General features: G+C 71.4%; 21 protein-coding genes. 10 read left to right on the top strand and 11 right to left on the bottom strand.

Features of this window, described 5'->3' with window-relative positions:
- The first annotated feature begins 136 nt into the window (after positions 1 to 136).
- From VQ03_RS18470 to VQ03_RS18480, 3 genes are all read left to right on the top strand, one after another.
- Positions 137 to 1297 (top strand): GGDEF domain-containing protein, encoded by a 1161-nt coding sequence (locus VQ03_RS18470; protein ID WP_048452358.1) that lies wholly within the window; start codon positions 137 to 139, stop codon positions 1295 to 1297.
- Positions 1298 to 1439: 142 nt separating this feature from the next.
- Positions 1440 to 2468: an aldo/keto reductase gene (locus tag VQ03_RS18475; RefSeq protein ID WP_048452359.1), complete on the top strand. Its 1029-nt coding sequence runs from the start codon at positions 1440 to 1442 to the stop codon at positions 2466 to 2468.
- Between the two features lie 168 nt (positions 2469 to 2636).
- The gene (locus VQ03_RS18480) at positions 2637 to 4958 is read left to right on the top strand and encodes an MHYT domain-containing protein (protein WP_048452360.1); all 2322 of its coding nucleotides are present in this window, start codon (positions 2637 to 2639) and stop codon (positions 4956 to 4958) included.
- A 467-nt stretch (positions 4959 to 5425) separates the two neighbouring features.
- Here VQ03_RS18480 and rnhA read toward each other — a convergent pair whose 3' ends face one another.
- The gene (gene rnhA / locus VQ03_RS18485) at positions 5426 to 6130 is read right to left on the bottom strand and encodes a ribonuclease HI (protein ID WP_048452361.1); all 705 of its coding nucleotides are present in this window, start codon (positions 6128 to 6130) and stop codon (positions 5426 to 5428) included.
- 265 nt (positions 6131 to 6395) lie between these two features.
- Between rnhA and VQ03_RS18490 the strand changes: the two genes are divergently transcribed.
- Both VQ03_RS18490 and pucL read left to right on the top strand, forming a co-directional pair.
- On the top strand, positions 6396 to 7796 hold the full coding sequence (locus tag VQ03_RS18490) for a nucleobase:cation symporter-2 family protein (protein ID WP_048452362.1): 1401 nt from the start codon (positions 6396 to 6398) through the stop codon (positions 7794 to 7796).
- Between the two features lie 25 nt (positions 7797 to 7821).
- Complete coding sequence (gene pucL / locus VQ03_RS18495) at positions 7822 to 8664, top strand: factor-independent urate hydroxylase (protein ID WP_048452363.1); 843 nt, start codon at positions 7822 to 7824, stop codon at positions 8662 to 8664.
- 289 nt (positions 8665 to 8953) lie between these two features.
- Here pucL and VQ03_RS18500 read toward each other — a convergent pair whose 3' ends face one another.
- Together VQ03_RS18500 and VQ03_RS18505 are read right to left on the bottom strand one after the other, a co-directional pair.
- Positions 8954 to 10090, bottom strand: coding sequence for a carboxylate-amine ligase (locus VQ03_RS18500; protein WP_048452364.1), 1137 nt, complete (start codon positions 10088 to 10090; stop codon positions 8954 to 8956).
- A 175-nt stretch (positions 10091 to 10265) separates the two neighbouring features.
- Positions 10266 to 11048: a 16S rRNA (uracil(1498)-N(3))-methyltransferase gene (locus VQ03_RS18505; RefSeq protein ID WP_048452365.1), complete on the bottom strand. Its 783-nt coding sequence runs from the start codon at positions 11046 to 11048 to the stop codon at positions 10266 to 10268.
- A gap of 274 nt (positions 11049 to 11322) precedes the next feature.
- Here VQ03_RS18505 and VQ03_RS18510 point away from each other — a divergent pair, with 274 nt between their 5' ends.
- Positions 11323 to 11805: a hypothetical protein gene (locus tag VQ03_RS18510; RefSeq protein ID WP_048452366.1), complete on the top strand. Its 483-nt coding sequence runs from the start codon at positions 11323 to 11325 to the stop codon at positions 11803 to 11805.
- Between the two features lie 55 nt (positions 11806 to 11860).
- A complete protein-coding gene (ubiA, locus tag VQ03_RS18515) occupies positions 11861 to 12802 on the top strand; it encodes a 4-hydroxybenzoate octaprenyltransferase (RefSeq protein ID WP_048452367.1) in 942 nt (313 codons plus the stop codon).
- A gap of 10 nt (positions 12803 to 12812) precedes the next feature.
- Here the strand turns inward: ubiA and VQ03_RS18520 are convergent, their stop codons facing one another.
- Complete coding sequence (locus VQ03_RS18520; protein ID WP_083468086.1) at positions 12813 to 13331, bottom strand: DUF6101 family protein; 519 nt, start codon at positions 13329 to 13331, stop codon at positions 12813 to 12815.
- Positions 13332 to 13742: 411 nt separating this feature from the next.
- Here VQ03_RS18520 and VQ03_RS18525 point away from each other — a divergent pair, with 411 nt between their 5' ends.
- Complete coding sequence (locus VQ03_RS18525; protein ID WP_048452368.1) at positions 13743 to 14555, top strand: inositol monophosphatase family protein; 813 nt, start codon at positions 13743 to 13745, stop codon at positions 14553 to 14555.
- A 121-nt stretch (positions 14556 to 14676) separates the two neighbouring features.
- Positions 14677 to 15219 (top strand): RNA 2'-phosphotransferase, encoded by a 543-nt coding sequence (locus VQ03_RS18530; RefSeq protein WP_048452369.1) that lies wholly within the window; start codon positions 14677 to 14679, stop codon positions 15217 to 15219.
- A gap of 108 nt (positions 15220 to 15327) precedes the next feature.
- Here VQ03_RS18530 and VQ03_RS18535 read toward each other — a convergent pair whose 3' ends face one another.
- The 4 genes from VQ03_RS18535 to VQ03_RS18550 all read right to left on the bottom strand — a co-directional run bounded on the left by VQ03_RS18535 (position 15328) and on the right by VQ03_RS18550 (position 19471).
- A complete protein-coding gene (locus VQ03_RS18535) occupies positions 15328 to 15600 on the bottom strand; it encodes a hypothetical protein (RefSeq protein WP_048452370.1) in 273 nt (90 codons plus the stop codon).
- Between the two features lie 212 nt (positions 15601 to 15812).
- Positions 15813 to 18290 carry an ATP-dependent Clp protease ATP-binding subunit ClpA gene (clpA, locus tag VQ03_RS18540; protein ID WP_048452371.1) on the bottom strand — a complete coding sequence of 826 codons (2478 nt, stop codon included), beginning with the start codon at positions 18288 to 18290 and terminating at the stop codon, positions 15813 to 15815.
- A 21-nt stretch (positions 18291 to 18311) separates the two neighbouring features.
- Positions 18312 to 18689: an ATP-dependent Clp protease adapter ClpS gene (clpS, locus tag VQ03_RS18545; protein ID WP_048433572.1), complete on the bottom strand. Its 378-nt coding sequence runs from the start codon at positions 18687 to 18689 to the stop codon at positions 18312 to 18314.
- A 341-nt stretch (positions 18690 to 19030) separates the two neighbouring features.
- Positions 19031 to 19471, bottom strand: a complete 441-nt coding sequence (locus tag VQ03_RS18550) for a phasin family protein (RefSeq protein ID WP_083468087.1) — start codon at positions 19469 to 19471, stop codon at positions 19031 to 19033.
- A 306-nt stretch (positions 19472 to 19777) separates the two neighbouring features.
- Between VQ03_RS18550 and VQ03_RS18555 the strand changes: the two genes are divergently transcribed.
- Positions 19778 to 21265 carry a D-alanyl-D-alanine carboxypeptidase gene (locus VQ03_RS18555; RefSeq protein ID WP_048452401.1) on the top strand — a complete coding sequence of 496 codons (1488 nt, stop codon included), beginning with the start codon at positions 19778 to 19780 and terminating at the stop codon, positions 21263 to 21265.
- Positions 21266 to 21429: 164 nt separating this feature from the next.
- Here the strand turns inward: VQ03_RS18555 and VQ03_RS18560 are convergent, their stop codons facing one another.
- The 3 genes from VQ03_RS18560 to egtD are packed head-to-tail and all read right to left on the bottom strand — an operon-like array spanning position 21430 to position 23908.
- Positions 21430 to 22164, bottom strand: a complete 735-nt coding sequence (locus tag VQ03_RS18560) for a DnaJ domain-containing protein (protein ID WP_053078651.1) — start codon at positions 22162 to 22164, stop codon at positions 21430 to 21432.
- A 53-nt stretch (positions 22165 to 22217) separates the two neighbouring features.
- Positions 22218 to 22919, bottom strand: coding sequence for a vWA domain-containing protein (locus VQ03_RS18565; protein WP_048452372.1), 702 nt, complete (start codon positions 22917 to 22919; stop codon positions 22218 to 22220).
- An 8-nt stretch (positions 22920 to 22927) separates the two neighbouring features.
- Positions 22928 to 23908, bottom strand: coding sequence for an L-histidine N(alpha)-methyltransferase (egtD, locus tag VQ03_RS18570; RefSeq protein WP_048452373.1), 981 nt, complete (start codon positions 23906 to 23908; stop codon positions 22928 to 22930).
- Positions 23909 to 23956 lie beyond the last annotated feature (48 nt).

The following is a 23956-nucleotide window of genomic DNA, read 5'->3' on the forward strand; positions in this document are numbered from 1 at the left end:
AGCGCCTGGAGCGGCGCGCTGATCGATCGTTTACCGGGACTCTCCTCCATTCGGGGGTTTCGCTGTTGCGAATGACCATTCTTCGCACCAGCAGCTGTGTTAGAAAGCGGTGCCGAGTCGGCGCGGAGACTCACGGATGACGCTGGACGCGCCGACCCTGGTGATCGTGACCGTCTTCGTGATGGTCGTGATGGGCGCGCTGTACCTCCTGTCCTGGAGCCAGGCCCGCCGGACCCTGGCCCTCGGCTTCCTCGGCGCCGCCCAGCTCCTCGGCGCCGTCGCGGTCATCCTGTTCGGCCTGCGCGGCCTGATCCCGGACTGGCTCTCGATCGGCCTTGCCAACGCGGTGATGCTCACGGCCTCCGGGCTGATCTGGGGCGGCGCCCGCTCCTTCGAGGGACGGCGCGTGCCCTATCTCTGGATCGCCGCCGGGCCTCTCGCCTGGCTCGCCGCCTGCCTGGTGCCGCCGTTCTACGCCTCGCTCGGCGCCCGGGTGATCCTGTGCTCGGCCATCGCCGGCCTGTCCTGCGCGCTCGCCGCCCGCACCCTCTGGCACAATCGCGGCGAGAGGCTGCCGTCCCGGGCCCCGGCGGCGATCCTGCTCGCCAGCGAGGCGCTGCTGATCTGGGCGCGGATTCCCGCCACCCTGGTCCTGCCGGCGCCGCCGACCGGCATGCCGGGCCAGACCCTCTGGGTCGCCATCCTGTGCTTCGTCGCCCTGCTCTACACGGTGGCGGTCTCGGTGCTGTTCATGGCGCTCGCCAAGGAGAGGCTCGAGGCCGAGCAGCGCCGCGCCGCCGAAACCGATCCGCTCACCGGAATCGCCAACCGCCGGGCGCTGGCCGCCGAGGCGCAGCGCATTCTCGCGGCCGGGCCCGCCGCCCTGCTGCTGTTCGACCTCGATCACTTCAAGCGGGTCAACGACACATTCGGGCATGCCGCCGGCGACGCGGTGCTGGTCGGCTTCTGCGCCCTCGCCCGCCAGATCCTGCCGGCGGGCACCGCGTTCGGACGCCTCGGCGGCGAGGAATTCGCCTGCCTGCTGCCCGGTGCCGGCGCCGCCGAGGCGGCATCCGTCGCCGAGACCGTGCGGGTCGCCGTCTCGGCGATGCGCCCGGACCTGCTGCCGGGCCTCGCGGTCACGGTCAGCATCGGGGTGGCCAGACGTGCCGGCGGTCCGGGCACGGGCGACTTCGAATCCCTGCTCGGCCTCGCCGACCGGGCGCTCTACCAGGCCAAGGCGCAGGGCCGCGACCGGGTGGTCCTGGCCGGGCCGGGGTTGCGGCAGGTGGCGTGACGGGCGCCACCCCGCGTCAAGCCTCCCGGCGCGCAACCGGCCCGACGCCCCGCCCGGGTTGTCGTCCCTTGTCGGTCTCCTAAGACAACCCCCATCCCACGCACCCGGGCGCGTCGCCCGGCGCCAGATGAGGGCTCAACCCATGGAATATCGGCAGTTCGGGCGGTCCGGCCTCAAGGTTCCGGCCTTGAGCCTCGGCACCGGCACCTTCGGGGGCAGCAACGAGTTCTTCCAGCGCTGGGGCCAGACCGACGTCGCCGAGGCGAGCCGGATGGTCGATCTGTGCCTCGATGCCGGCGTCAACTTCTTCGACACCGCCGACATCTACTCGCAGGGCGCGTCGGAGGAGATCCTGGGCCAGGCGCTCAAGGGCAAGCGCGACCGGGCGCTGATCTCCACCAAGGCGACCTTCCCGATGGGCGAGGGCCCGAACGACAAGGGCTCGTCGCGCTATCATCTGGTGCGCGCCTGCGAGGCGAGCCTGCGCCGGCTCGGCACCGACCACATCGACGTCTACTTCATGCACGGCTTCGACGCGCTCACGCCCGTCGACGAGACCCTGCGGGCGCTCGACGACCTCGTCCGGGCGGGCAAGATCGGCTATATCGGCGCCTCGAACTTCTCCGGCTGGCAACTCATGAAGGCGCTCGGCACCTCCGAGCGCTACGGGCTCGCCCGCTACGTCGCCTATCAGGGCTATTACTCGCTGGTCGGCCGCCATTACGAGTGGGAGCTGATGCCCCTCGGTCTCGACCAGGGCGTCGCCCTGATGGTCTGGAGCCCTCTCGGCTGGGGCCGCCTCACCGGCAAGATCCGGCGCGGCGCCAATACCAGCGGGCGCATCGCCGCGGGCGGCGCCGAGGGCGGGCCGCCGGTCGCCGACGAGGCGCTGTTCCGGATCGTCGACGTCCTCGACGAGCTCGCCGCCGAGACCGGGCGCAGCGTGGCGCAGGTGGCGCTCAACTGGCTGCTCAGCCGCCCGACCGTCGCCAACATCGTGGTCGGCGCCCGCAACGAGGAGCAATTGAAGCAGAATCTCGGCGCGGTCGGCTGGAGCCTCGACCCGGCCCAGGTCGCCCGCCTCGACGCGGCGAGCCAGGAGACGCCGATCTATCCTTACTGGCACCAGAAGGGATTCGACGAGCGCAACCCGAAGCCCACGACCTGGTAAGCCCGCAAGCCGAAACTGCTCAAATGCAGTTGCGCAACTCCTGTTTCGTGCGTCGCGCCAGGGGGCGGGCTGCAGTATGAGATGAGGCGTATAGCCTCCGGCTCGGCCGGGCCGGGGGTTTGGGCGGTCCCGGTTCTGCGGCCGCCCGCCCGAGCCTTGAGGTTCCCGATGGCGCATGCCGGCGTCCACGATCCCGTCCTGGTCTTGCTCTCGGTCGCGATCGCGATGCTGGCTTCCTTCGTCGCGCTGGATCTCGCCGGCCGGATGACGGCCGCGACGGGCTGGGCCCGGCAGGCCTGGCTGATGGCCGCCGCCCTGGTGCTCGGCGGCGGCGTCTGGTCGATGCACTTCGTGGCGATGCTGGCCTTCCGGCTGCCGGGCCTCGAGATCACCTACGACCTCGCGCTCACGCTGATCTCCCTCGCGGTCCCGGTCGCCGTGACGGCGGTCGGCCTCGCCATCGCCCGGGGGCGGAGCGCCGGTCGGGCATCGGTGCCGCTCGCGGGATTCGTGACCGGCCTCGGCATCGCCTCGATGCACTATACCGGCATGGCGGCGATGCGCCTGCCGGCCCACCTGCACTACGACCCGGCCTGGGTCGCCGCCTCGGTGCTGATCGCGGTCGGCGCGGCCACCGTGGCGGTCCGGCTGGCCCTCCACGAGAGCCGGCTCGCCCTGCGGGCCGTCGCCTCCGGGGTGATGGGGCTGGCCATCGCCGGCATGCACTACGCCGCCATGCAGGGCCTCATCGTCTCCCATCCGGCCGACATCGGCCAGGTGGACGCGGCGGCGGGCTTCGACCAGGGGCGCCTCGCCGCCGGCGTCGCGGCGGTGACCTTCCTGGTCCTGGCGCTGGCGCTCTCGGCCGCCGCGATCGACCGCCGGGTCTCCCAGCGCGCCGCCCGCGAGGCCGCGGCCCTGCGCGCCAGCGAGGAGCGCTACCGCCTGCTCCTCGAGAGCGTGACCGACTACGCGATCTTCATGCTCGACCGCGACGGCGTGGTGGCGAACTGGAATACCGGCGCCCGCCGGATCAAGGGCTACGAGGCCGAGGAGATCGTCGGCCAGCATTTCTCGCGCTTCTACACCGCGGAGGACCGGGCGGCGGGCGTGCCGGCCCTCGCGCTGGCCGCCGCCGCTTGCGGCAAGTTCGAGGCCGAGGGCTGGCGGGTGCGCCGGGACGGCACGCGCTTCTGGGCCAGCGTGGTCATCGATCCGATCCTCGGCGAGGACGGCCGGCTCGTCGGCTTCGCCAAGGTCACCCGCGACATCACCGAGCGCAAGCGGGCCCAGGAAGCCCTGGAGCAGGCGCAGGGCGCGCTCGCCCAGGCCCAGAAGATGGAGGCCCTGGGCCAGCTCACCGGCGGCGTCGCCCACGACTTCAACAACCTGCTCATGGCGGTGCTGGGCAGCCTGGAGATGCTGCGCAAGCGCATGCCCGACGATCCCCGCCTGCTGCGCCTGCTCGACAACGCCGTGCAGGGTGCCGAGCGCGGCGCGGCGCTGACGCAGCGCATGCTCGCCTTCGCCCGGCGCCAGGACCTCACGCCCGAGCCCGTCGACCTCGCGCGCCTCGTGCGCAACATGACCGACCTGCTGCAACGCTCGATCGGCCCGGCCGTGCGGATCGAGACGCGCTTTCCCCCCGGGCTGCCGCCGGCCCTCGTCGATGCCCATCAGCTCGAGCTCGCGCTCCTCAACCTCGTGGTCAACGCCCGCGACGCGATGCCGGAGGGCGGCACCGTGACGATCGCGGGGCGGGCGGCCGAGGAGGAGCCGGACGCGGCGGGCGGGACGGCCCGCATGCTCGGCCTCTCCGTCACCGATACCGGCACCGGGATGGATGCGGCGACCCTCGCCCGGGCACAGGAGCCGTTCTTCACCACCAAGGGGGTCGGCCGCGGCACCGGCCTCGGCCTGTCGATGGTGCACGGCCTGGCGGCGCAGTCGCGTGGCCGCCTGGTGCTGCGCAGCCGGCCCGGCGCCGGCACCGTGGCGGAGATCTGGCTGCCGGTGGCGGAACCGGCTTCCGTGCCGGAGCCCGGGGCGGCACCGGCCCGCGCCTCCCTGGGCGCCAGCCTCGCCTCGCAGGTGGTCCTCGTCGTCGACGACGATCCCCTGGTGCTCGAGAACACCGCCGCGATGCTGGAGGATCTCGGCCACCGGGTGATCGAGGCCCGCTCCGGCCAGGAAGCCCTCGAGCTGATGCGCCGCGCCCGCACCCTCGACCTGGTGCTCACCGACCACGCCATGCCGGAGATGACCGGGCTCCAGCTCGCCGCGCGCATCGCAGCCGAGCGCCCGGGCCTCAGGGTGATCCTCGCCACCGGCTATGCCGACCTCGCCCCCGACGAGGCCTGTCGCTTGCCGCGGCTCGCCAAGCCCTACGACCAGGCGACCTTGGCGCGGATGATCGAGACGGTGGTGCGGGGAGCGGAGCCGGAACCGTCGCAGGACGGGACCGTGGTGCCGTTTCCGAAGAGCGCGTGAAGCGGGCGGTGGCGGCCTCTCCCACCCGCGACCTCAGGACGAGGTCGCGGGTGGGAGAGATGATCGCTGCGGGTGTGGCGTCATGCGGTTTCCGATCGATCGCTTCGCGATGCGGAAACCGGCTTCGCTCAAGCGTGTGGAGCCCTCGGCTCCACCGCGCGGGCTTGCTGATACTGTTTCGAACGGATCGTCCGGAAACAGCATCGTATCAACGGCCCAAGATGCTGACGCATCGATTCGATCTCGGGCAGGCCCGAGCATCAACCTCGATCTCGGGCAGGCTCGAGATCGACGCGGCCGTTGACCCGCCTCGAATTGTCGGCACCAAGCCCAGACATCCGAGACCTTGGGCTTGACGAAAATTCGACCACGGAACCAGAGGTCGTTTTCTTTCGACCGTTGATATCACTTCCGTGTGCCGTCCGGGGCGTCCACTCGGAACGCGTCGGCCGTCGAGGCAGGCGGCGTCACGCCGCCGGCGCCTTCCGGGCCTTCGCTTCGCGCAGCAGCGCCAACCCCTCGGGCCCGAGATCGAGGGCGAGCCGCAGCACCTCGTCGGCATAGGCCTGCGGCGTGGTGCCGGCCTGCTTGGCCGCCCGCGAGAGGCGCAGGCCCAGGGCCCCGTCCACCGGGATCGAGGTGCCGCGGGGCGCCGGCTCCGCCGGCGGAGCGGAGGACGGTGACGCGGGAGCCGGGGAGGCGGCCGGCATCCGGGCCGGCGCGATGTCCGGTCGCGGCGGGAGCCCGAGGGCCTGGCGCCGCCCCTGCGCCGCCAGCCGGTCGGCCCGCTCGTTGCCGGCCTCGCCGGCATGGCCCTTCACCCAGACCCAGCGCACGTCGCGCCGCGCCGCCAGCTCGTCGAGGCGCTGCATCAGCTCGACGTTCTTCACCGGCCCGGTGGTGGTGCGCCAGCCCTTGAGCTTCCAGCCCCGGATCCACTCCGTGACCGACTTGACCACGTACTGGCTGTCGCAGCGCATCTCGATCGCGGCGCCTTCGGGGAAATGCTCCAGCGCCCGGATCGCCGCGGTCAGCTCCATGCGGTTGTTGGTGCTCTGCGGGTCGCCGCCGCACAGCTCGACGGTGCCCTCCGGCGCCTGGATCACCACGCCCCAGCCGCCCGGGCCGGGATTGGGATCGCAGCCGCCGTCGGCATACACGATGGTTCGCATGGCTGTCTTTTCACTCGAACGTCACGATGGAACGCGGTCGCGCCCGGGCCCGTGGCGACGGATGCCGGATGCCGGCCGCGTGGGCACCTTCGGCCCGGAATGGTGAACAAATACCCAGGCGGCCCGGTCCGCAACCCGGGCAGCCCCTGGCACGACGCTTGCGCCTCCCGGAGGATGCGCGATGATGAGTCGCCGACCGGACGCAGGGGCGTCGCAGTCGGTCCGCCCGCGCTGCCTTCGCATCGTCAAAGAAGAGACGCGCCTCATGCCAGTCGAGCCCGCCGACCCCGTCGAGGAGATGCTGCCGCCGGCCCGCCTCTTGCCCCTCGCGGTGCAGCACGTGCTGGTCATGTATGCGGGCGCGGTGGCGGTGCCGCTGATCATCGGACGAGCCTTGGGCCTCCGGCCCGAGGAGGTCGCCTTCCTCATCAGCGCCGACCTGTTCGCCTGCGGCCTCGCGACCCTGATCCAGTCCGCAGGATTTCGCGGCGTCGGCATCCGCCTGCCGGTGATGATGGGCGTGACCTTCGCGTCGGTCGGCCCGATGCTGTCCATGGCGGCCGCGCCCGAGGTCGGGCTCCTCGGCATCTACGGCTCGGTGATCGGCGCGGGCGTCTTCGGCCTCCTGGTGGCCCCGTTCGTCAGCCGGCTCCTGCCGCTGTTCCCGCCGGTCGTCACCGGCACCATCATCCTGGTCATCGGCATCTCGCTGATGCGGGTCGGCATCAATTGGGCCGGAGGCGGCCAGCCGACGCTGACGAAGATGATCGACGGCGTCCCCGCCGCCGTGCCGAACCCGAACTACGCGCAGGCCGGCGGCCTCGGCATCGCGCTCCTGGTGCTCCTGACGATCTTAGGGCTGATCCGCTGGGGCAGGGGCTTCCTCGCCAACGTCGCGGTGCTCCTCGGGATCGTCGCCGGCTCGGTCGTGGCGGCGTTCCTCGGCCTCATGCATCTCGACAAGGTCGCGGCGGCACCGTGGTTCGCTCCCGTGATGCCGTTCCATTTCGGCTGGCCGCAATTCCACCTCGTGCCGATCGCCACGATGTGCGTGGTGATGATCGTGGTGATGATCGAATCGACCGGCATGTTCCTGGCACTCGGCGAGATCACCGGCCGGCCGGTCTCGCAGAAGGACCTCGCCCGGGGCCTGCGGGCCGACGGGCTCGGCACGCTGCTCGGCGGCATCTTCAACACCTTCCCGTACACCTCGTTCTCGCAGAATGTCGGCCTCGTCGGGGTGACGGGGGTACGCTCGCGCCACGTCACCGTGGCGGGAGGCCTCATCATGCTGGCCCTCGGCCTGGCTCCGAAGATGGCCGCCCTCGTCGAGGCGGTGCCGCAGGTGGTGCTCGGCGGGGCCGGTCTCGTGATGTTCGGCATGGTGGCGGCCACCGGTGCGCGCATCCTCGCGGGGGTCGACTTCCGCGGGCAGCCGAAGAACCAGTTCGTGGTGGCGATCGCGGTCGGGTTCGGCATGATCCCGCTCGTGGCGCCGACCTTCTTCCGCAACCTGCCCCACGCGCTGCATCCGCTGCTCGAATCGGGCATCCTGCTGGCCTCGATCGCCGCGGTGCTGCTCAATGCCTTCTTCAACGGCCTCGGCAGCCCGGAGCGGGCGGGCCGGGAGGCCTCTGCTGCGGCCGCCGCTGCCGAGCACGTCTGATCCGAGATCTTTTCACGAGGGAACGATGACCCTGCTGCACAAGACCTACGGCAAGGGCCGGGTGCGGGTGATGCGCGTCCACCGCGACGGCAACCGGAACGAGGTGCGCGAGCTGACCGTGAAGGCGATGCTGACCGGCGCCTTCGACCGCACCTTCACCCATGCCGACAACAGCCAGACCGTCTCGACCGATACGGTCAAGAACGTCGTCTACATCGTCGCCCGCGAATGCCCGACCCTGCCGGCGGAGGCGTTCTGCCGGGCGGTGGCCCAACGCCTCCTCGACAGCTACCCGCAGATGGAGACGGCGACCGTCACCGGCCACGAGACCCGCTGGAACCGCCTCTCCGTCGACGGCGCCGCCCACCCCCACACCTTCACGCTGGACGGCAACGGCCAGCCCTTCGCCCGGGTGGTGCTGTCCCGCGACGACGCGGTGGTGGAATCCGGCCTGTCGGGCTTCACCTTCCTGAAGAGCACGGAATCGGGCTGGGCCAACTACGTCAAGGATCCCTACACCACGATCCCCGAGACCCACGACCGCATCGCCGCCACCAGCATGGAGGCGACCTGGGCGTGGGCCTGCGAACCCGCCGATTACGAGGCCGCCAACGCCCGGATCCTCGACACGCTGCTGCGGGTCTTTGCCGGCAGCTACAGCCACAGCCTGCAGGACAGCCTCTACCGCATGGGCACGGCCGCCCTGGAGGCGGTGCCGGAGATCGAGACCATCACGCTCGCCTGCCCGAACAAGCACTACCTGCTGGCCAACCTGAGCCCCTTCGGCCTCGACAACCCGAACCAGGTCTTCATCGCGACCGACGAGCCGCACGGGCAGATCGAGTGCACGGTGGGGCGACGAGGGTGAGCCGGGGTTTCTAAGGGCCTGTCCGACTCGTCCCGCCCGTCATCTGGCGCGGATGCCGACATGTCTCCACGTCGCCCCGGGGATCGACGAAGTCGAGAGCCCGGGATCCATAACCGCTGACAGTCCAGGATCAAGCGACCAACGCTCCGCCCCGTCCGGAATTGTCGGCGTTCATGGATCCGGGTTCCGCTGCGCGGCCCCGGGATAATGATGGAGCGCTTCAATTCTGTCGTTTCGATCAAGCAGGCTCCGAGACCGTTGCCAGCAGCCGAACCGCGCAGGCCGCGTGTCAATGCCGCGTCGGGTTCGCCCCCACCGTCTCGGCCGTGAGCCAGTCCACCACCTCCGCCAGGGCCTCCCGGGGCGGCAGGCCGCGCCCTTGCGCCTCGGTGAACAGGGCGAGCTGGCGGTCGGCGCTGGTGCCGCGGGCGACGATCCAGCGGGCGAGGTCGAGCTCGGCCTCGCAGGCCAGCGCCCGCGCATCCTCGGCGACCAGCGCCAGGGTCTCGGTGAGCACCGTCGCCACCGGCCGCGCCGCCCGCGTCGTCTCGCAGACGAAGCTGCCGTGGATGCCGTAGCGCTGGGCCCGCCAGCAATTCTCCGCCGCGATCGCCTGCGAGGCGCCGGTGAGGTCGCGGTGGAGGTCCGGATTCCGGGCGAGATGCCGCACCAGGCAGCGGTAGAGCGCCGCGATGGCGAGCGCGTCGTCGAGGCGGGTGCAGCTGTCGGCGATGCGCAGGTCGAGGCTTGGGCCCGTGGGCGAGGGGCAGATCACCCACCAGACGTGGCGAGGATCGTCGATGGCGCCGGCCCCCACCACCGTGTCGAGGTAGCGGGCGTAATCCTCCTCGTCGCGGAAGAGCGGCGGCAGGCCGCTGCGGGGCAGCTCGCGCGCGGCGGCGAGGCGATAGCCGAGGAGCCCGGTGCGCTGCGCCTGCCAGAACGGCGACGAGGTCGAGAGGGCCAGGAGCAGGGGCAGGTAGGGCTGCACCCGGTTCATCAGGTCGACCCGCGACACTCCCTCCGGCACGCCGACGCCGACGCTGAGGCCGCAGACCACGTTGCGGCTGCCGACCATCTGCAGGTCGCGCAGCACCCGGCCGCGGGCGGCCTGCTCGCGGGGGCGCACCCGGCTCCACAGGGCGAGCGGGTGGGTGCCCGAGGCCATCAGGGCGAGGCCCCGGGCGATGGCCAGCGCGCCGAGCTCGCTGCGCAGGGCGGCGAGCGCGCGCCTGGCCTCGGCGAGGTCGCTCACCGGATCGGTGGCCCAGACCAGCTGGGGCTCCATCAGCTCGGTGCGCACCTGCGGGTAGGCGGCCCGGCAGGCGGCCAGGAAATCGCGGGTGCGGGCCCGGGCGGCGTCGCGCTTGCCCGCATCGTTGATGAACACCTCCTCCTCGAGGCAGACGTCGAAATCCGCTCGCATACGCAACACCTCCGGCAACAGCGGGCCGCGACGCGCCGACGGCCGTGAGCCGCGAATCGGCTTCGGCCGCGGGGCGGCTCCGTCATTCAGCGCTTGGAATGCGGCACGAGCCCGGCCATGCGGGTCGGGCGGCGCCGCGGAATCGGGTGGGCGAGCCCTACGGTCAGGCCCCCGGTCAGGCTCCCCGCCGCCCGTCGCCGAGTACGGCCTGGACCAGGGCCAGCACCGCCACGGCGGCGGTGTCGGCGCGCAGGATCCGCGGACCGAGGGAGAGACGGACGGTGTTGGGACGGTCGGCGATGAGGGCACGCTCCTCGGGCGTGAACCCGCCCTCCGGCCCGATCACGACGGCCAGGGGAACGGTGCCCCCCGATACCGCGCATCCTCCGGCCGCCGCACCAGCCTGTGTCAACGCCGCGACCGGATCGGCGACCGGGGCATCCTCGTCGCAGAACACCAGCAGGCGCCCGGGCGCGAGGGCGGCCACGGCCTCGGGCAGCGGTGCCGCGTCGCGGATCTCCGGCAGGCTCAGGATCCCGCATTGCTCGGCGGCCTCGATCGCGTTGGCGCGAAGCTTGTCGAGCTTGATCCGGTCGCCCTGCGTGCGCCGCGTCAGAACCGGGTGGATCAGGCTCGCGCCCATCTCCACCGCCTTCTGGGCGACGTAGTCGAGGCGCGCGGCCTTCAGGGGGGCGAAGAGGTAGTGCAGGTCGCCCGGCACGGTCTGGGGCCGGATCCGGTTCCGCAGCACCAGGTCCGCCGCCTTGCGGCCGGTGGGCTCGATCTCGGCCCGCCACTCGCCGTCGCGTCCGTTGAACACCAGCACCGGCTCGCCCGCCGCCCGTCGCAGCACCGAGAGCAGGTAATTGGCCTGGGCCCGGTCCAGGGTGTGCCGCGCGCCCTCGTGCATCGGGATGTCGAGGAAGAGCCGGGGTGCGTTGAAATCGTAGGCCGCCATGGCCGCCCTGCTCGCCGAGACGGGGGCGGGATGTCAATGACCCCGTCGGCCGCAAGCCTCTGTGGCCTCCGCGCAACAAGGGCGCGCGACCGTGGCCGGATCGGGGGCCGGGGCCCGCCTGCCGCACGATGGCGCCACATTCCTGTGCAGAAAGCGCAGCAAGGCCGGGAGCGGCAAGGAATTCTTACGTATGCCGGGCGCGCCGCCGAGAATGCGGCCGGGCCGGGATTGTCGGGGCCGGGACCGTGGGGCCGGAGCTTTGGGGGATTGGGAGATGACTCGCATGCGTGTGACCGTGGCGGCGCTGGCCGGAAGCCTGCTCGGCGCGACGCTCCTCGGCGGGGCCGCCCGGGCCCAGGGCGCCGATTGCTCGGCGATCCAGAAGACCCTGACCGAGCGCAAGGACATCGTCGGCAAGGTCAATTCCGCCTCCCAGGGCAAGAAGGCGAAGATCACCGCGGCCGCCGCCTGCACCCTCTTCACCAAGCTCCAGGCCAACGGCACCGAGGGCCTGAAGTGGATCACCGCCAACAAGGATTGGTGCTCGATCCCGGATTCCTTCGTCGAGGGCTTCAAGGCCGATCACGGCCGGGTCTCGACCCTGCGCACCAAGGTCTGCCAGGCGGCGGTGCAGCAGGCCGCGATGGAGAAGAAGGCCCGCGCCATGGCGGCGCAGCAGCAGCAGGGCGGGGGCGGCGGCCTCCTCGGCGGGCCGGGCCTGACCGGCAGCTTCCGGGTGCCGCAGGGCGCGCTGTGAGCCGGATGCCGATGACGGCTCGGACCCATCGCGCTCAGGCAAGACCCGCCCGAGCATGAATCCCGTCCCCGACCGCCCGGTCGCCGATGCGGTCACCGGGCACTGGGTCGACCGGCACGCCCCCGAGGCCGTGCGCCCCTACCTGCGCCTCGCCCGCATCGAGCGGCCGATCGGCTGGTGGCTGCTGCTCCTGCCGTGCTGGTGGTCGGCGGCGCTCGCCGCCATCGCGGCGGGCCGGCCCGGCCCGAGCCTGTGGCACCTCGCCCTGTTCCTGATCGGCGCCGTCGCCATGCGGGGGGCGGGCTCGACCTACAACGACATCGCCGACCGCGACCTCGATGCCCGGGTCGAGCGCACCCGCCTGCGGCCGCTGCCCTCCGGGCGCCTGCGCGTGCGCCACGCCCTGGTCTTCCTGGTGCTGCAGGCCCTCGTCGGCCTCGCGGTGCTGCTGCAGTTCAACCGCACGGCGATCCTCGTCGGCATCGCCTCGCTCGCGCCCGTCGCCATCTACCCGTTCATGAAGCGGGTGATGCCGGTGCCGCAACTGGTGCTCGGCCTCGCCTTCGCGTGGGGCGCCCTGATGGGCTGGGTGGCCCTGTTCGGCCGCCTCGACGCCCCGGCCTACTGGCTCTACGCCGGCGCCATCGCGTGGGTCATCGGCTACGACACCATCTACGCGGTGCAGGACATCGAGGACGACGAGATCGCCGGCATCAAGTCCTCGGCCCGCTTCTTCGGCACCCGGGTGCGGCTCGCGGTGGCGGCCTGCTTCCTGGCCTGCGTCCTGTTCATCGGCATGGCTCTCTCCGGGGCCGGGGCCGGTCCGATCGGTCTTGCCGGTCTCGCGCTGTTCGCCGGCCACCTCGCCTGGCAGGTCGGGCGACTCGATCCGCGTGACGGCTTGGAGGCGCTGCGGCTGTTTCGCGCCAACCGCGATGCGGGGCTGATCCTGTTCTGCAGCCTCGCCCTGGATGCGATCTGGCAAGGGCTGATGTGACCGGGGCCGCTCAGACGCAGTCGCCTTCCGTCAGCAGCCTCTCGTCGCGGTAGACCAGCGGGCGCAGCGGCAGCCGGCCGGTCTTGCGGCGGGTGAGGAAGCGCGGACGGCGGCCGCTCAGCAGGCCGTGCCGGCGGCGGATCCGCACCGCGCCGAGCTTCACCCGGCCGATCTGCTGGCCCATCGGGGAGACGGCGCCGTCCTCCTGGATCACCACCAGGGGTAGGCCCGTTTCGGCGCCGAGCCGGCGCCACACCGCCACCACCTCGTCGTCGCCGTACGTGCCGAGGCGCATCAGCGGGTCGCCGGTGCGGTCGAGCACCATCACGGCGAAGCGGTCCTCGCCGGCTGCGTCGCTGGCATCGCCGTCGAGGCAGAGCGCCAGGCTGCCGGCAGCCGAGGCGCCGGGCAGGCGGCCCACGATCGGCAGGGGCGACGGCTCGGCCTGGACCGGGCCGCGATGGATGACCGGGAGCCCGACATCGCGACGGGCGGCCTGGCGGTTCGACGAAGGGAATCTGGTGACCATGGATCTGCTCGACGCCCTGTTCGCGTGAGGCGGCGACCTCTGTCGTGTCGTCCGCTGTTGTCACGACTTTGGACCCGCCCCGGCTCAGAACGCCTTAAAAGGCAGCGTTAAGCGATGGTTGTGGCGGCACAGATGCGCCGAATGCTCAACGGATCCTTGTCCCGAACCGATTCATTTATCGTTCACCGCCAGGACATGGCATCGGTGCGGTGCGAAACGCTTCGCTAAGACAATGCGGCATCGCTGCCACCGCGTCCCGGCCAAGGCGTCCTTGTGGGGTGCGGTGGCGGCGCCTACAACGGGGGAACGCCGTTGTCCCGTGCGCAAATCGGTGCCCGCCGCGGCGCTGCCGGGCGCTCCCATCGAACCTTCCTCCTCGAACCCCTCCTCCTCGAACCCTGGCGGCCGACCATGCCTCTCCCCGACGACGTGCGCCCGCTTCTGCCCCAGATCCGAGCGATCATCCGTGAGGCCGCGTTGCTGGCGCTGCCGTATTTCCGGCAGGGCCAGCGCACCAGCGCCCGGGTCTGGAGCAAGGCCGGCGGCTCGCCGGTCACGGAGGCCGACGTGACGGTGGACACCTTCCTGAAGGTGCGCCTGAGCGAGCTGATTCCCGGGGCGGCCTGGCTGTCGGAGGAGACCCGCGACGACCCGGTCCGCCTCGCCCACGACCTCGTCTGGATCGTCGATCCGATCGACGGCACCCGCGCCTTCCTGTCGGGCGATCCCGACTGGTCGATCGCCGTGGCGCTGCTCGCCCATGGCGAGCCGGTCCTCGGCCACGTCGCCGCGCCGGTCACCGCGACGCTCTACGAGGCCGTGGCCGGGGAGGGCGCGACGAAGGACGATGTGCCGATCCGTGTCTCCGCCCAGGAGGGTCTGGCCGGCGCCCGGGTCACCGGCCCGAAGCCGATGGCCGACCGGCTCGAGCGGCAAGCCGGTCTCGCCGGCACGCCGGGCGCGCTGGTGCGCCTGCCTCGCATCCCATCGCTCGCCCTGCGCCTGGTGCGGGTCGCCGAGGGCCTGGTCGATGTCGGGCTGGTCTCGTCGGACGCCCGCGACTGGGACCTCGCCGGCGCCGACCTGATCCTGCGAGAGGCCGGCGGAGCCGTGCTCGGCCTCGACGGCCGCGCCCCGGTCTACAACCGGCGCGAGCCGATCCACGGCGAGCTGGTCGCCCTGCCGCAGGGCTTGCGGGAGGCGGTGCTGGCGGGGCTTGCCTGATGTCCCTCGCGATCGTCTGCGCGACATAGGAATGGGCCGCGGACCATCGTGCGAACCCCGGGGATGATCGGAGCCGGCCTCGGCCGTTGCCCTCACGGTCGATCGGCGCCACCTTGCGGGCATGACCCGCGACGACACCGCCCTCTCCAAGACCCTGTCCTACTGGCTGCGTCACAAGCCTGAATCGGCCGACCTCGACCTCGACCCTGCCGGCTGGGCGAGGGTCGATGCCGTGCTCGCGGCCTTCGAAGCCGGGGGCCGACGCGTCGACTGGGAGACCCTGCTGCGCGTCGTCGAGACGAACGACAAGGCGCGCTTCGAGCTCAGTGCCGATGCCGGGTCGATCCGGGCGCGCCAGGGCCATTCGGTGACGGTTGCCGGCGACTGGAGCCGGTCCGATCCGCCCGACCATCTCTGGCACGGCACCGTCGAACGGGTTTGGCCGGCGATCCTGGCCGAGGGCCTGCAGCCGATGGCGCGCCACCACGTCCATCTCTCACCCGATCCGGACACCGCCGCGCGGGTCGGTGCGCGCCGCGGCCGACCGGTGGTGCTGCGCGTCGCGGCCGGGCGCCTGGCGGCGGCGGGGCACCCGTTCTGGGTGACGGGCAACGGCGTCTGGCTCGCCGAGCATGTCCCGCCGGACGCGATCACGCGTAGCTAGAGCGGCGCTCGATCATGGTGCAATCGGGCGCGGCTCCCGGTCTTCGAGTTCGTCGCATCTTCTACGACGAACCGGGATCCGCTTCGTCGGAAAACGCTCCGGCCGCCGCTACCGCGCCTCCCGCTTCTCCAGCGCCGTCTTCACCTGCTTCAGCTGGTCGAACACCGCGCTCGGCGTGGTGCCGAAGAACGCGAAGCCCGCATTGATCGCCCAGTAGCCGGCGATCAGGATCAGCGGCACCAGGATCCACCCCAGGATCTCCTCGCCGATCTTGCGACGACGACGGCGCTGCCGGCGCTTCTCGCGCCGGGTCAGCTTCGGGGAGGGCGGGATCACCGTCGCGGCCGGGGCGAGGGGGCCCTCGTTGAGATCTCCGCTCATGGGAACACTCTCATGGGGATCGTCTCACGTCTCCTGGCGCAGGGGCATGCCCTTGCATGTCCATCACGGGGCGAACCGCTCGAAGGGCAGCCGCTCAAAAGCGCATCCCGGCGGGGAGGCCCCGCCGGGATGCGCGCGTCTCAGGGGAGCCTCATACACGGGAGGCGGGCCGGGATCGAGAGGTCAACCCTCGATCCCCGATCCCCGCCGGGTCAGGCCCGCACCAGCGGCACCTTCGGCACGGTGCGGACCCCGCCCTCGCCGCCGCCCGAGCCGCCGTCCTTCGGCTTCTTCGGCGCGGCGCGGGGGCGCTTCTGCTTCTTCGCGGCGTTCTTGGCCGCCTTCTTGGCCGCGATCGTCACGTCCTTCTCGGGCCGCGGCGTCACCGGGCCGGCCGGGAAGACGAAGCCGAGGCTCGGCTTCTCGCCCTCGGGCCGCTTGACGATCACCCGGACCGCGCCGCCGTCCTTGAGCTTGCCGAACAGCACCTCGTCGGCGAGCGGGGTCTTGATGGTCGACTGGATCAGGCGGGCCATCGGGCGGGCACCCATGGCCTCGTCGTAGCCGTTCTCGACCAGCCAGTCCCGCGCCTCGTCCGACAGCTCGATGGTGACGTTGCGGTCGGCGAGCTGGGCTTCGAGCTGGAGCACGAACTTGTCGACGACCTTGGCCACCACCTCCTTCGGCAGGTGGCCGAAGGACACGGTCGCATCGAGGCGGTTGCGGAATTCCGGGGCGAACAGGCGGTTGATCGCCTCCTGGTCGTCGCCGGTGCGCTTGTTCTGGGTGAAGCCGAACGCCGCCTTGGCGAGGTCGGCCGCGCCCGCATTCGTCGTCATGATGATGATGACGTTGCGAAAATCGACCTGCTTGCCGTTATGGTCGGTCAGCTTGCCGTGGTCCATCACCTGCAACAGGATGTTGAACAGGTCCGGATGGGCCTTCTCGATCTCGTCGAGCAGCAGCACGCAATGCGGGTGCTGGTCGATGCCGTCGGTGAGCAACCCGCCCTGGTCGAAGCCGACATAGCCCGGAGGGGCGCCGATCAGCCGCGAGACGGTGTGCCGCTCCATGTATTCCGACATGTCGAAGCGCAGCATCTCGACGCCGAGGCTCGACGCCAGCTGCTTGGCCGCTTCCGTCTTGCCGACGCCGGTCGGTCCGGCGAACAGGTAGGCGCCGATCGGCTTGTCGGGGTCGCGCAGGCCCGCCCGGGCGAGCTTGATCGAGGCGGTCAGCGCGTCGATGGCGGCGTCCTGGCCGTAGACCACCCGCTTCAGGTTGTCGGTGAGGTGGGCGAGCACCTCCGCGTCGTCCTTCGAGACGGTCTTCGGCGGGATACGGGCCATCGTGGCGATGGTCGCCTCGATCTCCTTCACGCCGATCGTGCGCTTGCGCCGTCCCTCCGGCACCAGCATCTGCGAGGCGCCGGTCTCGTCGATCACGTCGATCGCCTTGTCCGGCAGCTTGCGGTCGTTGATGTAGCGCGCCGACAGCTCGACCGCGGCCTTCACGGCCTCGGTCGTGTACTTGAGCTTGTGGAACTCCTCGAAGGACGGGCGCAGGCCCTTCAGGATCTCGATCGCGTCCGGGATCGACGGCTCGTTGACGTCGATCTTCTGGAAGCGGCGGACCAGGGCCCGGTCCTTCTCGAAGTACTGGCGGTACTCCTTGTAGGTGGTCGAGCCGATGCAGCGCAAGGAGCCCGAGGCCAGCGCCGGCTTCAGGAGGTTCGAGGCGTCCATCGCGCCGCCCGAGGTCGCACCGGCGCCGATCACCGTGTGGATCTCGTCGATGAACATGATGGCGTTCGGATGCGCCTCGATCTCCTTCATCACCTGCTTGAGGCGCTCCTCGAAGTCGCCGCGGTAGCGGGTGCCGGCGAGCAGCGTGCCCATGTCGAGGGAGAAGACGGTCGCGTCCGCCAGGACCTCCGGCACCTCGTGCTGGATGATCTTGCGGGCCAGCCCCTCCGCGATGGCGGTCTTGCCGACGCCGGGATCGCCCACCAGCAGCGGGTTGTTCTTCTGCCGGCGGCACAGCACCTGGATCGTGCGCTGGACCTCGTTCTCGCGGCCGATCAGCGGGTCGATCTTGCCGTCGCGGGCCTTCTTGTTGAGGTTGACGCAGTAGGCGTCGAGGGCGTCGCCCTTCTTCTTCTGGCCGCCGCGCTCCTCCTCGGCCCCGCTCGGGCGCTCGGTCGGGCCGTCCTCGTCGGCGCCGCGCACCGGCTTGCCCTCGGACAGGCCGGGGCGCTTGGCGATGCCGTGGCTGATGTAGTTGACCGCGTCGTAGCGGGTCATGTCCTGCTCTTGCAGGAAGTAGGCGGCGTGGCTCTCGCGCTCGGCGAAGATCGCCACCAGCACGTTGGCGCCGGTGACCTCCTCTCTCCCTGAGGACTGCACGTGGATCACCGCGCGCTGGATCACGCGCTGAAAGCCCGCCGTGGGCTTGGCGTCCTGCCGCCCGTCCCCCGTGAGGTTGGCGAGCTCGGTGTCGATGTACTCGACGAGATTGCGCTTCAGCAGGTCGACGTCGACGTTGCAGGCCCGCATGACGGCGGCCGCGTCCTGGTCGTCGACCAGGGCCAGCAGGAGATGTTCGAGCGTGGCATATTCGTGCCGGCGCTCGCCCGCCAGCGCCAGGGCGCGGTGAAGAGCTTGTTCAAGGCTGCGTGAGAAGCTGGGCAAAGCGGGCCTCTTAGCTGGTGCCTATTTCTTTTCCATGACGCATTGCAGAGGATGTTGGTGTTTCCGCGCAAAGTCCATGACCTGCGTCACCTTGGTCTCGGCGACCTCGTAGGTGAATATGCCGCACTCGCCGACGCCGTTCTGGTGGACGTGCAGCATGATGCGGGTCGCGTCCTCACGCGATTTGTTGAAGAAGCGCTCGACCACGTGGACCACGAATTCCATCGGGGTGTAGTCGTCGTTGAGGAGCAGCACGCGGTAGAGGTTGGGCCGCTTCGTGCGCGGCTTCGTCCGCGTGATCACGGCGGTTCCCGATCGCCCGTCGCCGTTGCCGGGGGCGCGGGGGTTGGCCGCGACCGGCCTGGTGGAGGGTTCTCCCTGCCTCGGGACCTGAGCCATCTGAATCGTACCGACCTCGCTCTGGCGACCGCGCCGAGCCGCCCCGGCCCCCTCCGGCAGGGAGCGCGTGCGGTGGTGCGGATCGGCAGCCTATCACGTCGGCTGCCGGTGCCGAGCCTAATCTATAGGCCGAGCCGTCGCTTCGCCAGTCGGCTGCGCGCTCTTGTCGTGCAAGGTCCCATCGCAAGCCCCATCCCGCTCCCCGCGCGCGGGGAGCCCTGATCCCGCTCCCCGCGCGCGGGGAGCCCTGAACGCACGCGACCGGCACGGGATCCCGTGCCGGTCGCGGTGAAGGTCTCGATGGGGGAGGGGCGGCCGCGGAAGGCCGCCCGCCGTCGCGCTTACGCGGCGTTCTGGATCTTGGTGGTCTCGGTCTCAACCTTCTTCAGGCCGTCCTTGGCGGCCGCGAAGGCGCGGTCCTGGGCCTTGGCGACCTGCTCCTGGGCCTGGGCGACGAAGCCCTCGAACGGCTTCGCCATCTCCTTGGCGAGGTTCTGGTAGAGCTCGGTCATCTTGGTGGTCTGGGCCACGAGGCGCTCGTAGGAGGTCTTCACGTACTCGGTCTGGATCTCGAGCGCCTTGTCGAACGAGCGCACGCCGGCGAGCTTCTCGAGGGTCGCGGTGCCGTGCTCGAAAGACTGCTTGGCGAAGTCGGTCGCCTCGACGGCGATCGCCTGGCTGGCCTTCGACAGGGTGCCGAAGCTGCGCAGCACCGCGTCCATGCCGTCCTTGCCGAACTTCTGGGCGGCCTCGGCCTGCTGGCTGATGGTCTGCTGGTTCATGATGTGGTGGCACCCCGGGCGGGCGCCCCTCCTCGCGCGGCGGTCGGGCTCGACGAGGCACCCGCGCGTCGCGCCCCGCTGACCGCAATATGTGCACCGCACAAAATTCGTCAAGCCCGGATGGTGCGCCGCACAATCGGTCGAATTCGAGCGTTGGAATTCGACTCCGATTAACCGGGGCGTAACCGCGCCTCCCTAGCCTGATTGACAGTGATGCCGCTGCGCCACGCCCTCCCGGGCGGCGCCGGCGGTCCGGGCGCCGCCACGTCGCGGGTGCCCTCGTCAATCGAACGAGGTATGTGCGTGATGCGTTGCGTTCACGGCCAATCTGGACCCGCGCTGCCGGCCGTGCTCGCCGCCGCGGCGGTGCTGACGGCGCTCACCGCCTCGCCCGCCGAGGCGCGCCGGCGCGCCCATCACGGCGGCGGCGGTGGCTACAACCCGCCCTACGCGGCGATGGTCGTCGATGCGAAGACCGGCCGCGTGATGCACGCGGTCAACGAGGACGCCCTGCGCCATCCGGCCTCGATCACCAAGGTGATGACGCTCTACCTGCTGTTCGAACAGCTCGAGCGCGGCAAGATGGATCTCGACACCCCGCTGCAGATCTCGGCCAACGCCGCCCGCATGCCGCCCTCCAAGCTCGGCGTGCGTCCGGGCTCGACCGTCACGGTCGAGGAGGCCATCAAGGCGCTGGTGACGAAGTCGGCCAACGACATCGCCTGCGCCATCGGCGAGAACATCGCCGGCTCCGAGCCGGCCTTCGCCGAGATGATGACCCGCAAGGCCCATGCCCTCGGCATGACGCGCACCCACTACGCCAACGCGTCGGGCCTGCCGGATTCCGACCAGATCACCACCGCCCGCGACCTGACGATCCTGGCCCGCGCGATCCAGGACCGGTTCCCGAAATATTACCGCTACTTCCAGACCCGCTCCTTCGCCTTCAAGGGCCGGGTGATCGGCAACCACAACCACCTGCTCGGCCGGGTCGAGGGCGTCGACGGCATCAAGACCGGCTACACCCGCGATTCGGGCTTCAACCTGATGACCTCGGCCCGCACCAGCGACCGCCACATCGTGGCGGTGGTGCTCGGCGGCAAGTCGGTGGCGAGCCGCGACACCATCATGGCCAAGCTCGTCCGGGCCAACCTGCCGGTGGCCTATGCGGGTGCCCGCACCTCGGCCCCGGTGGTCGAGGTGGCCGAGCGGCCGCGCCCCGCGGTGGTCGCCGAGCGCCCGGTCGCGACCCGCACCCTCGTGGCCTCCGCCGACGACGACGCGGTCGAGACCACGAACTCCACCGGCCAGCCCCTCGACATCGCGCCCCGCGGCGGCGCCACGCCGCAATCCTCGCCGAAGTGGCGTGCGGGCGCCGTCGGCGCCGTGCCGGCCAGCGCCCAGGCCTACGCCGCCGCCGGCGCCGCGCCGGCCTTCCCGGGCCCCGGGACCAAGTACGCCTCGCGCCTGCCGGCCTCCGAGCCCGGCGAGGCCCGCGCGCCGGCCCCGCGCGAGGCCGCCGCGCCCGCCGCCAAGCCCGTCACGGTGACTCCCTGGGTGATCCAGCTCGGCGCCATGGACGACGAAGGCAAGGCGAAGTCGATGCTCGCCGATGCGCGCCAGCGCAGCGGCGGGGCGCTCGGCAAGGCGGCCCCCTTCACCGAGCGGGTGACCCATGGCGGCACCACGCTGTTCCGCGCCCGCTTCTCCGGCTTCTCGGAGGCGGAGGCCGCGCAGGATGCCTGCCGGGCGCTCAAGCGGAACGGCTTCACCTGCTTCGCAACCCGGAGCTAGCACGGGGTTCGCTCTCCCCAGGCGATCCGGGGGAAGTCCGGGATCGCCCGGGGAGGGAGGCGCACACGATCAAAGCCTGTGCGCCTGTCTGTAACAAAGCATTCTCGAATACATCCCCGCCGCGGCACGTCCTGTCGCGGTTTCGTCGACACGCGCGTGGAGTATCAGCGATGTCGGTTGAGCAGAAAGTCCTTGGCCGCGTTGACGCGGGCCGCCAGGTAGTCCGACCCGCCCTGGTCCGGATGAAGCCGCTTCATGAGGGTCCGGTGCGCCCGGCGCACCTCCTCGAGGGGCGCCCCGCGCTGAAGCCCCAGGATCTGATAGGCCTCCTCCTCCGTCATCGGCCCTGGCTGCGCCGGACCGCGCGCCCCCGGGTCGCGATCAGCCTCAGCGTCTACGCGCCATCCGGCAAACCGGCGGTCCAGATAAGCCTCTAGCAGCCGGGCCCCGTCCGGATCGCTCGCGCGGCACTCCGACAGGAGCGCGGTGAGGCGCGGCAGCGCCAGGCCGTCGAGGGCCTGGCCCGCCAGCGACCCGGCCAGCACCGTGCCGCGCATCGCGCCGCTGGCGTGATCCAGCTCCATCTCCAGTAGGGCGGAGCGGACCCGCGACGTCGCGTCCGAGCGGTGCGGGGCGGTGCGGCCGAGGCCGAGCTTGCCGAGCCCGAAGGGCAGGGGCGAGCCCTGGCGCCAGCCGAGGAGCCAGGCACCGCCGAGGCCGAGCGCGCCGGCCATGTCGAAGCGCCCGCGCAGGAACAGGAAGGCGGCGGCCGCCAGCGCCAGCCAGCCGCCGGCCTGGCGGATCACCCGCGCAATCATCGTGGGGTTCGCCGTCGCGTAGTGGCGGCCGAGCCACCACAGGCCGACGAGGACGAGGACACCGAGGCCGAGGGCGATCATTCGTCGTAGGTCACTCTCGGTTCACGCGCTGCCCGGCGCGGGAGACCTCCGTCTTACCCGCGTGTCATGCCGGCGAGGAGCCGGCGCGCCGCCGCATCCTCATGCGCGGCCAGGCGCAATCCGTCGAGTCCCCGGGTGGCATAGATCGCCGCGGCGCGCAGCAGCGCGGCGAGCACCCCCGGCGCCGTGAGATCGAACCGGGCCGCGGCCCCGCCGCTCAGCCGGGCGATCTCCGAGAATCCCGCGGCGACCGCCGGATCGGGTCCCTCGTGGAAGCAGAAGGCCGGCAGCCCGAGGAGGCCGAGCTCGCCGGCGACGCCGCAGAGGTCGTCGAGATCCTCCTCGATCGCGTCGCCGACCAGCACCAGGGCCTTGACCGGACCCCGCCCGGCCTCGTTGCGGGCGTGGCGAAGCACCCGGCCGATCTGGGTCCGGCCGCCCTGGCAGGTCACGCCCTGCATGAGCCCCGTGAGCGCCCGGGCATCGGCGACGAAGCGGGAGGCGCGGCATTCCGAGAACCCGCGGAAATAGACGAGCTGCACCGAGAGCCCGCCGAGCCGGGCCGTCGCCTCGAACATCCCGGCCTGGACCCCGCAGGCGAGGTCCCAGGTCGGCTGCCGGCTCATCGTGGCGTCGAGGGCGAAGATCAGCCGCGGCGCATCGCCGGAGGGCGGCGCCACCTCGCGCGCCGTCCTGAGGAAGGCGTCGACCGCGTCGCCCTGCGCGCGGTCGAGGTCGCGGCCGGATCCACCCATGATGCCGTTCAGTGCCGCCGGATCGTGCTGGCGGTGAGCGCGTGGACCGAGAAGAGCCCGTCCGGATCGGTCCAGACGCGGGCATGCTCCCAGCCGGCGGTGCGGGCGAGCGCCCGGAAGCCCGGCACCGTGTACTTGTAGCTGTTCTCGGTGTGGATCGTCTCGCCGGAGGCGAAGTGGAACGGGATCCCCGCCACGGTGACGAGCTGGCTGCGCCGGCTCACCAGATGCATCTCGATGCGTCCCAGGTTCTCCTCGAAGAAGGCCTGGTGGGCGAAGCCGTCGAGGTCGAAATCGGCGCCGAGTTCCCGGTTGATGCGAGTGAGCAGGTTCAGGTTGAACGCCGCCGTCACCCCGGCGGCATCGTCGTAGGCGGCGTCCAGCACCGCCTTGTCCTTCACGAGGTCGATGCCGACGATCAGCGTCGCACCGGCGCCGAGCGTCCGGGCGAAGCTGGCGAGCAGGCCGGCCGCCATCTCGGGCTCGAAATTGCCGAGGGTCGAGCCCGGGAAGAAGCCGGCCTTGGGCGCGTCCTTCAGGTCGTCCGGAAGGTCGAACGGCTTGGTGAAATCCGCCGCCACCGGCTCGATGCGCAGGCGTGGGAAATCGCGGCCGAGTTCCTCCGCCTCGCTGCGCAGGAACTCCGCCGAGACGTCGACCGGCACGTAGGCGCCGAGATCGGCGAGGTGCGGCAGCAGGCGGCGCACCTTGGTGGTGGACCCGCTGCCGAACTCGACGAGGGCCGCGCCGGGCGGCAGCCCGGCGCCGATCTCGGGGCCGTAGCGGTCGAGAATCGCGAGCTCGGTACGGGTGGGGTAGTATTCCGGCAGGCGGGTGATCGCCTCGAACAGCTCCGAGCCGCGCCGGTCGTAGAAATACTTGGCCGAGAGGGATTTCTGCGGCGCGCGCAGGCCCGCGATCACGTCCTGGAGAAAGCTCCGGTCGATGCGGGCGGGGGGGGGCGCGAGATGGGGAAGCGGGGCTGTCACGGGCAGGAACTCCGAGTTCGGGCGGGCACCCTGAGGGCACCCGGATCG

Origin of the sequence: Methylobacterium tarhaniae (genome assembly GCF_001043955.1) — a bacterium.
GTDB classification, from domain to species: domain Bacteria; phylum Pseudomonadota; class Alphaproteobacteria; order Rhizobiales; family Beijerinckiaceae; genus Methylobacterium; species Methylobacterium tarhaniae.